Raw genomic sequence first — 9,191 nt, forward strand, 5'->3', positions numbered from 1 at the left:
CCTTGAATCACACGGTTCAAGGGTGGGGCCTTGTCGTCGTATTCGGCTAGATGCCGAATGGCTACAGAAATGGCTAACGAACAGGTGTTCGTTCCCGTGCCCCCACTGGGATTCGAACCCAGAACACAAGGATTTTAAGTCCTCTGCCTCTACCGATTGGGCTATGGGGGCCAGGGAATCGCTCATGAGCGTCCAGGTGAAAACGTACCGCAGTCCCGACCCTCGGCCCGAATCGGGATCCGGCACAAGCTCACTCACGAGACGGTCCGATCGTCATGACGTCGCTCATATGGCGTCCCGTTCAATGAACACGTCGACGACTGTGCCATTCCTCCACGGATAGTCTTTCCGGCGGCGCGCAACGCGTCCCCTACCACCGTTCAGATCACGTTCGGAGACCCAGTGCCCCACTTCCCCACCCCGGCCCGCATCCTCGTGACGTTCTGCGCCATCTGCCCGTTGGTGCTGATCGTCTCCACCATCCTGCGGCCCTTCACCGGCTCGTGGCCGTGGCCTTTCGTCACCATCCTGACACTGGCCATCGTGGTGCCCAACGCGGTGCTGTGGGCGGTTCCGCTGCTGACCAAGGCCTACATGGCGATCACCGGGGGCAACAAGAAGCGCCCCGGACTCATCCCTGACGAGGACTGAGCAGCGTCAGGCAGCCGGTCACTGACGCGCAAGAGGCCCGGCACCTGAATCTCATCAGGTGCCGGGCATCTTGCGTGTCCAGGACGGTTCAATCAGAACCGTTCAAGCAATCAGCTCACTTGGCAGCGGGCTTCTTCTTGGGGGTCGCTGCGTCCACGAAGTCGGCGTGGGGCTGCTGCAGGTTGCGCATACCGGAGACGTCGCGGCCGGCGATGGCCTGGTTGATCCAGCCGGAGAACACGCGGACCTTGCGCTCCACGGTCGGGATCGCGAGGCCGTGGTAGCCACGGTGCGCGGCCCAGGCCAGGAAGCCGGTCAGCGGGTACTTGACGAGCTTGGCGACGCCCTTGCCGTAGCCCAGGCCGGCGACTGCGCCGAGGGACTCGTGCTTGTAGTCGGCGACCTCGCCCACGCCGTAGCGGGTGGCGTAGAGGTTGTTGGCGAGGACCTTGGACTGGCGCACGGCGTGCTGAGCGTTCGGCACGCAGGTGTTGTCCGGGAGGCCGTGGCCGGTGAGGTCGGGGGTTGCGGCGACGTCGCCGGCGGCCCAGGCGCCCTCGATGACGTTGCCGTCGGCGTCCAGGGTGCGCAGCTTGGCGTCCACGACCACGCGGCCGCGGGGCTCGATGTTGAAGTCGGTGTTGCGCACCATCGGGTTGGCCATGACGCCTGCGGTCCAGATCAGGGTGTCGACGTCGAACTCGTCGATGACCTGGCCCTTGGTGTCGTCGTTGGCCATGGAGGTCAGCTTCAGGTGCTGGTCCGTGGCGTCACCCAGGGAAGTCTGCAGGCGCACGTTGATGCCGCGGGAGCGCAGGTGCTCCACGACCCACTCGGCGGTCTCGGGCTTGACCTCGGGCATGATCTTGGGCATGGCCTCGACCAGCTGGAAGTCCAGGTCGGCCGGGGTGATGTTCTGGCACTGCTCGGCCTGCACGCGAGCGGCGTCCTGCAGCTCGGAGATGGTCTCGACGCCGTTGAAGCCGCCACCCACCACGATGCAACGGAGGGCGCGCTTGCGGGCCTCGACGTCGGTGGTGTTGTCAGCGAACTGGATGCGCTCCTGCACGTGGTCGCGGATCCAGACGGCCTCCTCGACGCGCTTCACGCCGATGCCGGCCTGAGCCAGGCCCGGGATCGGGAAGGTCTTGGTGATGGCGCCTGCCGCCAGAACCACGTCCTGGTACGGGATCTCGAAGGACTCGCCGTCCACGCCCTCGACCGTGGCGGTCTTGGAGGCGTGGTCGATGCCGGTGACCTTGCCCTGCACCAGTTCGGTCTGGCGCAGGTGACGGGCGTGAGGAACGGTGATGTGGCGCGGCTCGATGGAGCCGCCCATGACCTCCGGCAGGAAGGGCTGGTAGGTCATGTACGGGAGCGGGTCAACCAGGGTGACGATGCCGCCGTGGACGCGCACCTTCTTCTGGAGGGACTTGGCGACGTAGAGGCCGAGGTAGCCACCGCCGACCACGAGAACACGGGGACGCTGCGAGAGTTTGGGGGTTGCCATGTCTTCAATGGTAGGCGCGTCACTGGGTTTGTGAAAGTTCCCACGATGTTTCGGTTGCTCTCACCGCGCAGTGACACTCACCACGACACCCTCGTGCCACGATCCTCAGAGGTGCCCCAGGGTCCCCCGAGCCACGTTGAGGGCGGTTCCGTCCAGGATGTCGTGCTCGCTGGTGGTCACGCTGCGCACCCTCCCCTGGGTCGCGTCGACGATGCGCCGCAACAGCGTCCGCCAGATGACCGCACCAGCGGAGAGCACGTCCACGCGACCGGGATGAACATAGGGCAGCGTCGCCAGCCGCGAGCGCTCCAGCGTCGCCAGCTCGGAGCACGCGGCCTCCACGATGGCGACCGGCAGCGTGGCCCCATCGATCCGGGACGAGTCGTAGCCCGGCAGGTCAAGGGTGTGGGCGGTGACCGTGGTGATGGTCCCGGCCACGCCGATGACCTGTTCCACCTGGCGCAGGTCCACATCCGCAGCGATCTCGTCGATCAGCTGGTTGGCAGCAGCCTCTGCGGCCGCCACCTCCCGTTCGCTGGAGGGGTCCGAGGGCATGAGGCGCTCGGTGAAGCGCACCGCGCCCATGTCCGCACTGTGCGCCGCGATCACGCCGTTGGTGCGGTCCCCCAGCACACATTCCGTGCTCCCGCCGCCCAGATCCACCACGAGCAGCTTCTCCTTGGCGCCGGCGGAAACGGACATGGAGGCGCCAAGGAAAGAGGCCTCCGCCTCTGCCTCACCGCTCAGGACCTCCGGGCGCACACCGAGGCGTTCCTCCACACCGTCAAGGAACACGTCCCGGTTGTCCGCGTCACGGGTGGCCGAGGTCGCCACGAAGCCGATCGCATCAGGTTTGGTGCGGGCAAAGATCTCTGCGAGATCGTCCACGGCGGCAAGGGTCCGTTCCAGCGCCTCGTCGGCGAAGCGGCCGGTCTGGTCCACGCCCTGTCCGAGACGGACCACGGTCATGCCGCGTTCCACGTCGGTCAGGGTGACGGGGCCCTCCTGCGGGGTGTCAGCCACCAACCAGCGAAGTGAGTTGGTTCCACAGTCCACGGCTGCGACGCGCATGTTGCCTTGACCTTTCGTCTCTTATGCTTCGTTGCCCGACGACGCGGCCTCGGCCGCCGCCGACTGCTCGGCCGCCGACTGCTCAGCCGCCGCCCGCTTGGCCGCGCGCTCGCGGCGCTTGGCTTCCGGATCTCCGGCTTGAGTCCGTACATGGCGCGAACGGTCCTGGGTGGGGACGGGGGCCTCGGTGTCCCAGGCACCCGCGCAAGCGCAGACGTCCGGCGTCCACCACTGGGTGATCTTGTTCAGAGCCTCGTCCCCCAAAGCGTTCACGCCCGGGCCCGCGGCGAGCGCGTGGCCCACCATGACGTGGATGCATTTGACGCGACGGGGCATGCCTCCGGCGGAGACCTGGGAGATCTCGGGGACCTCGCCCACTCCGCTGCGCTCCCCGATCGCGGCGCGGACGGACAGGTAGTCCTCGTGGGCGCGCTGCTGAGCCGCGGCGAGGGCAGGATCGGTTTCGAGGCGCTCGTTCATGGAGTTCATCTCACCCGCGGCCTCCAGCCGGGAGACGGCGTCGGTGACGGCGGGATGCGTCAGGTAGTACACCGTGGGGAACGGGATCCCGGAGGAGAGCCGCGGGGCGGTGGTGGCCACCAGCGGGTTGCCACAAACGCACCGGGCGCCGATCTCCACGATGTCCCTGGCGGGGCGGCCCAGCTGCCGACTGACCGTGTCCAGATCCTCCTGGCTGGGGATACGCTCGGCCTCCGAAAGGGCCTCTGGTGCCGGTCGTGCTCCGCTTGTCACGTACGTCCTCACTTGGTGCGTCAAAAAAGGGATGTGGTGCTCTGAAAAGGGATGAGCTCTCCAGGATTACGGGTTCGATGCCCGCATCACGGAGTCCCACAGGCCGTCACCCCAGGGTAGTCCCTGCCGGTATTCGCCCGGCTCCACGGTGGTGGCGCGCTGGGCCGCCTTGGGGTTGCCCACGTTGACGTACTGCTTCTCCCCCGGCACGGCCATACCAATGCGTTCACGAGCCTGCTGCTTCACGTATTCGGGGTCGTCCCAGCGTTTGAGTTCGTCGTCCAGGCGTTCCTTGGTGGCCGTCTCCTCCGCCAGCTTGGCCTGGGCCGAGCGCACTTCGCTCTGCTGACGCAGATACGTGGTGGTGGTGGGAAAGAGCGTGAAACCCGAGATGATCAGGATCAGGGACAGGGTGATGACCCTGGTGCTCAGCGCACGCGCAGGGGTGGGGCGGTCAGGGACCTCCCGCGGCTCGGCGGGCTCCGGACGGGCGTTGTCGCCGGGATCGTGGATGGCGCCCTCCAGCGCCATGCGCTCCCGGAGCCGACGGGCGCCGTCGGCCACCGACGTGTGCCGCTTCGCCTTCGCGGGACGCTCGGCAGAACGGACCGCCGGAATGGCGGCCGTAGCGGCCTCGGGTTCCGCGGACGCCACGGAAGCGGAGGGTTCCGCGGCCGTGGGAGCCGACGCCTGGTCGTGGGGCACCTCGGGCTCGGATCCTGCGGTACGCACCACGGGGGGCCTACGCTTCCCGCGGTACGGGACGCGGGGCGCCTTGTCACTCACGCGTCTACGCCTTCCTTACTCATGGTCTCGACTGGGCCGACCGGCCCGGAACGCCGATCGAGGCGGCCCTGTCCAACCGAAGTTGGTGGGACCGCCTCGATCGTATCGGCCGGTGCTGGGAACGCGGTGAACGCGCCCCGGCCTCGGCGGGTCAGGTGCGTCCGCTATCAGGCGGAGAAGCGGGGGAAGGCGCCGCGACCGGCGTAGATGGCGGCGTCGCCCAGCTCCTCCTCGATGCGCAGCAGCTGGTTGTACTTGGCCACGCGCTCGGAACGAGCCGGAGCGCCGGTCTTGATCTGCCCGGAGTTCACGGCCACGGCCAGATCGGCGATGGTGGTGTCCTCGGTCTCGCCGGAACGATGGGAGACCATGGTGGTGTACTGCGCGCGCTGCGCGTCGGAAATGGCGTCCAGGGTCTCGGTGAGGGAGCCGATCTGATTGACCTTCACCAGCAGAGAGTTGGCCGCACCGTCCTTGATGCCGCGGGCCAGGCGCTCGGGGTTGGTGACGAAGAGGTCGTCGCCCACGATCTGCACCTTGGTGCCCAGCTCGGAGGTGATGGTTGCCCAGCCCTCCCAGTCGTTCTCGTCCAGCGGATCCTCGATGGAGACCAGCGGGTAGGCGGCCACGAGCTCGCCGTAGTAGCCGCTCATCTCAGCCGCCGTGTGCGGCTTGCCCTCGAACTGGTAGGCGCCGTCTTCGAAGAACTCGGAGGAGGCCACGTCCAGGGCCAGGGCGACGTCCTCGCCGGGGGTGAAGCCGGCCTTGGTGATGGCCTCGACGATCAGGTCCAGAGCCGCGCGGTTGGAGGGCAGGTTCGGAGCGAAGCCGCCCTCGTCGCCCAGGCCGGTGGAGAGGCCCTTCTCCTTCAGAACGGACTTCAGCGTGTGGTAGACCTCGGCGCCCCACTGCAGCGCCTCGGAGAACGTGGATGCGCCGACGGGAGCGATCATGAACTCCTGGATGTCCACGTCGGAGTCCGCGTGGGAGCCACCGTTCAAGATGTTCATCATGGGCACGGGCAGAACGTGCGCGTTGGGGCCGCCCAGGTACTTGTATAGGGGCAGGTTGGCGGACTCTGCGGCGGCGTGAGCCACGGCCAGAGAGACACCCAGGATGGCGTTGGCGCCCAGCACACCCTTGTTGGGGGTGCCATCCAGATCCAGCATGGTCTGGTCGATGAAACGCTGATCCGTGGCGTCCAGGCCCACGACCTTGGGACCGATCTGGTCGATCACGTTGTCGACGGCCTTGCGCACGCCCTTGCCCTGGTAGCGGTCGGCGTCGCCGTCGCGCAGCTCAACGGCTTCGAACTCGCCGGTGGAGGCACCGGAGGGAACGCCTGCGCGGCCCAGAGAACCGTCGGTCAGGAGGACCTCGACCTCAAGGGTGGGGTTACCGCGGGAATCAAGGATCTCGCGGGCATGAACGGCATCGATGAGAGCCATGGAAGCTTCTCTCCTTCAAAAAGGGATGGTCACGGTCTACGCTGACCGCTTCTGACGCAATACAGGCCGATGTCCAACGCATTGCAAGCCCAGCCTACCCATCCCCGGGCCCTTCCCGCCCACGATGTCCAGATCCATGCCGTCAGAGGACACGTTCCAGGGCGTTACGCAGCGCCGATTCCGCGTCCACGCCCGCGGAGCGGGCGCGTTGGACCAGCCTCAACAGCTCGTTCCCGATCACGTCTTGATCATCAGTGCCCGACGCCTCGTGCTCCCTTTCGTGCTCCGTCACCCCCGTGCTGGGCGCGGAGGCGCCTTCGGCGCCACGGCCGGGGACGGCGTCGTCGGGCATGGTGCGTTGCGGCAGCGCCGCGGCCCTGGACAGCGCCTTCTGCGCCAACACCAGGGCGGGCAAGCTGCGCGGGAGGCCGCGCAGCGGGTCCGCCGCCTGGCTCGACGCATCCTCGCCACGTGCCGCCCGCTCCTGGGCCTTGGCCTGCTGCCAGGCCCGTTCCGCCGCCGCCGGGTCATGATCGGGGTGGTCCAGAACCGAACCGTCCGACGCGAAGACGTGCGTGTTACGGCGCAGCAGCTTGTCGGTGAGGGCCTGGATCACGTCCACCAGGTCCAGGTCCCCGCGCTCCTCCCCCAGCCGGGCGTGGAGCAGGATCTGGAACAGGACGTCGCCCAGTTCCGAGGCCAGGTGCGGGCCGAGGTCGCCGTGGCGCACGGTCTCGCTGACCTCGGCCGCCTCCTCCACCAGGTAGGGGGCCAGGGACTCGGGGGTGAGCCGAGCCGTCCAGCCGCACTCGGTGCGCAAAGCGTCGACGATGTCGATGAGCCGTTGGAGGGCGGCCGCAGGGTCACGGCGTGCCTGCTGCTCAGGCATCCGCGCCCTCGGAACCCTCCAGGAGTTCGTCGTAGGTCTCCACGATGGTCTCCGCGAGATCCTGTTTGTCGTCCAGCCCCAGGAAGGACGCCTCCACCGCATTGAGTGTGAACTGCAGCAGATCCTCGACGTCGTAGTCGAAGGTTTCCACCAGCTGAGCCAGTTCGTCCGACACCGTGGTGTCCGACATCAGGCGGTTGTCCGGGGAGACCGTCACCACGAAGCCGGCCTGGTGCAGCAGGTCGATGGGGTGGGAGGCCAGGTCCTCACCCCAGGCGGCCGTGGCGCGGGTGTCCAGGTTGGAGGACGGGCAGACCTCCAGGGCGATCCCCCGGTCCCGGACCCACGTGGCGACCTCACCTGCGGAGAGCACTTCGACGCTCTCGCCGTCCTCGTCCACGTCCACCTCCTCTTCCAGGTCCTCCGCGATGCGCACGCCGTGGCCAAGGCGCAGCGCACGGCCGTCCACGAGCGCGGAGCGGATGGACTCCAGGCCGTCTCCTTCGCCCGCATGGATGGTGACGGGGAAGAGCTGTTCCGCCAACAGGTCCAGGGCCGGTTTGTGGGCCGAGGCGGGGAAGCCTGCCTCGGGTCCGGCCAGGTCGAAGCCCACCACGCCTGCGTCCCGATGCCGCAGGGCGGTCATCGCGACCTCTTCACTGCGGCTCCCCTGCCGCATGGCGGTGATGATCTGGGTGACCAGGATGTCGTGACCGACCGCCTCAGCTGCCGCCATGCCCTGGTCAAACCCGTCCGTCACTGCGGCGATGGCCTGATCCAGGGTGAGGCCCTGTTCCTGATGCTGTTCTGGTGCCCAACGCACCTCGGCGTAGACCACACCGTCCTGGACCAGGTCCTCGACGTACTCGCGGGCGATCCGGGTCAGGTTCTCCGCCGTCTGCATGACCGCCAGGGTCACGGCAAAGGTCTCCAGGTAGCGTTCCAGCGATCCCGCACGTGCCGAGTCCACGAACCAGTCGGCCAGATCGTCAGGGTCGGTGGCGGGCAGGCTCAGGCCGGCGGCGGCGGACAAGTCAATGATGGTGGACGGGCGCAGCCCCCCGTCCAGGTGCTCGTGGAGGGTGACCTTCGGGAGATCACGGATGTCCAGGGTCGGTTCGGCTTCGCGCGCGTTGTCTTGGCTCACGAAACCTAAGCCTACGTCGCCCTTCCAGTTGTGAACTCGACCGTCCGTGGACTTGCGCAGCGCCCTACCTATCCCACCGTCCGCTCAACCGTCGGAGGGCGTTGTATGTCGCCGGCCCTGTGCAAACCACCGCTGCGCGAAACCTACGTTCAGCGGTCACCCGGTGTCGGGGAATCGATCGGGCGGCGCGATGCGGCGCCTCGCCAATGCCGCCCGACGTTTCAGGGCTTGCACCGATTCGGGAGATTCATGGGGTGGGTCCGGTGGAGGGCCGGACCGGATTCGAATGTGTTCCTTGGCCTGGTTGCAGGCGGCGCAGAGTCCTTGGCCGTTGGTTGCGGTGGTTGCTCCACCTGCCGAGTGAGGTTTGATGTGGTCGATCTGCCTGATCGGGGCACCGCAATACGGCGTCCTACAAACCTGGTCACGGGCTCGGATGAAGCGGGCCAGGCCCTTGGGGAAGAACCTGGACCTGGACTCCATCTGCGTCAGCGTCCCATCCTTCGGGTCGGTCCACAGCCTGCGAAGGGTGGCCCGGTCCTGCGCCGCCGCGTCGCGGACGATCTGCCGAGCCAATCCGGTGGGGACGGCACCGTATCCGTCCACGTGGGCCGGGGTGTCACTGAAACCCAGCAGGCCCAAATCCGTGATCATGATGAGGACTTCCACGTTGGGGCCGTGCTGGCAGGTCGTGGAAGTGAAGTGATCAAGGTCGGGCTGGCCGGTGCCGCAACTGTTGGTGGCTCCGGTTTTGCCGCCGGCTGGCTCGGTACCGGTGGATGATCCTTGGTACCAGCGGGTGTCGTTCTGGTGGGCCCGGGCGGCGCCGTCGCGGACCCAGGCCACCAGCAGGGCCGCCTTGATCTGTCCCAGGGAGCGAGTGTCGCCGTGGGCCTTGAGCTTCTGCGCGTGGCGGGTCAGGGCCACCTCGATCGC

At 67.6% G+C, this 9,191-nt stretch carries 9 protein-coding genes and 1 tRNA gene; 1 reads left to right on the top strand and 9 read right to left on the bottom strand.

Features of this window, described 5'->3' with window-relative positions; all coding sequences use genetic code 11:
• Window positions 1-97: 97 nt before the first annotated feature.
• Window positions 98-171, bottom strand: a tRNA-Leu gene (locus tag Q0A15_RS03110).
• A 231-nt stretch (window positions 172-402) separates the two neighbouring features.
• On the opposite strand from Q0A15_RS03110, the gene Q0A15_RS03115 reads away from it, so the two are divergent.
• Complete coding sequence (locus tag Q0A15_RS03115; protein ID WP_291278077.1) at window positions 403-651, top strand: hypothetical protein; 249 nt, start codon at window positions 403-405, stop codon at window positions 649-651.
• A gap of 115 nt (window positions 652-766) precedes the next feature.
• Here Q0A15_RS03115 and Q0A15_RS03120 read toward each other — a convergent pair whose 3' ends face one another.
• The 8 genes from Q0A15_RS03120 to Q0A15_RS03155 all read right to left on the bottom strand — a co-directional run.
• Window positions 767-2,161, bottom strand: a complete 1,395-nt coding sequence (locus Q0A15_RS03120; protein WP_291278078.1) for an FAD-dependent oxidoreductase — start codon at window positions 2,159-2,161, stop codon at window positions 767-769.
• Window positions 2,162-2,266: 105 nt separating this feature from the next.
• Entirely contained in the window at window positions 2,267-3,232 is a 966-nt protein-coding gene (locus Q0A15_RS03125) for a diol dehydratase reactivase ATPase-like domain-containing protein (protein ID WP_291278079.1), read from the bottom strand.
• A 21-nt stretch (window positions 3,233-3,253) separates the two neighbouring features.
• Window positions 3,254-3,985, bottom strand: coding sequence for a DUF501 domain-containing protein (locus Q0A15_RS03130; protein WP_291278080.1), 732 nt, complete (start codon window positions 3,983-3,985; stop codon window positions 3,254-3,256).
• A 66-nt stretch (window positions 3,986-4,051) separates the two neighbouring features.
• The gene (locus Q0A15_RS03135) at window positions 4,052-4,771 is read right to left on the bottom strand and encodes a septum formation initiator family protein (RefSeq protein WP_291278081.1); all 720 of its coding nucleotides are present in this window, start codon (window positions 4,769-4,771) and stop codon (window positions 4,052-4,054) included.
• 167 nt (window positions 4,772-4,938) lie between these two features.
• The gene (gene eno / locus Q0A15_RS03140) at window positions 4,939-6,219 is read right to left on the bottom strand and encodes a phosphopyruvate hydratase (protein WP_291278082.1); all 1,281 of its coding nucleotides are present in this window, start codon (window positions 6,217-6,219) and stop codon (window positions 4,939-4,941) included.
• Window positions 6,220-6,361: 142 nt separating this feature from the next.
• A complete protein-coding gene (locus Q0A15_RS03145; RefSeq protein ID WP_291278083.1) occupies window positions 6,362-7,108 on the bottom strand; it encodes a MazG nucleotide pyrophosphohydrolase domain-containing protein in 747 nt (248 codons plus the stop codon).
• The gene (locus Q0A15_RS03150) at window positions 7,101-8,255 is read right to left on the bottom strand and encodes an adenosine deaminase (protein WP_291278084.1); all 1,155 of its coding nucleotides are present in this window, start codon (window positions 8,253-8,255) and stop codon (window positions 7,101-7,103) included. Before Q0A15_RS03150 ends, Q0A15_RS03145 begins: the two co-directional genes overlap by 8 nt.
• Before the next feature lie 156 nt (window positions 8,256-8,411).
• Window positions 8,412-9,191, bottom strand: a 780-nt coding sequence (locus Q0A15_RS03155; RefSeq protein ID WP_291278085.1) for an HNH endonuclease, incomplete at its 5' end; no start/stop codon positions are given.

This window comes from Galactobacter sp., from assembly GCF_022712295.1.
GTDB lineage: Bacteria > Actinomycetota > Actinomycetes > Actinomycetales > Micrococcaceae > Galactobacter.

Excerpts from the sequence above, each read along its gene's own strand:
- eno (WP_291278082.1), bottom strand. The coding sequence starts at position 6,219 with ATGGCTCTCATCGATGCCGTTCATGCCCGCGAGATCCTTGATTCCCGC.
- Q0A15_RS03125 (WP_291278079.1), bottom strand. The coding sequence starts at position 3,232 with ATGCGCGTCGCAGCCGTGGACTGTGGAACCAACTCACTTCGCTGGTTG.
- Q0A15_RS03120 (WP_291278078.1), bottom strand. The coding sequence starts at position 2,161 with ATGGCAACCCCCAAACTCTCGCAGCGTCCCCGTGTTCTCGTGGTCGGC.
- Q0A15_RS03145 (WP_291278083.1), bottom strand. The coding sequence starts at position 7,108 with ATGCCTGAGCAGCAGGCACGCCGTGACCCTGCGGCCGCCCTCCAACGG.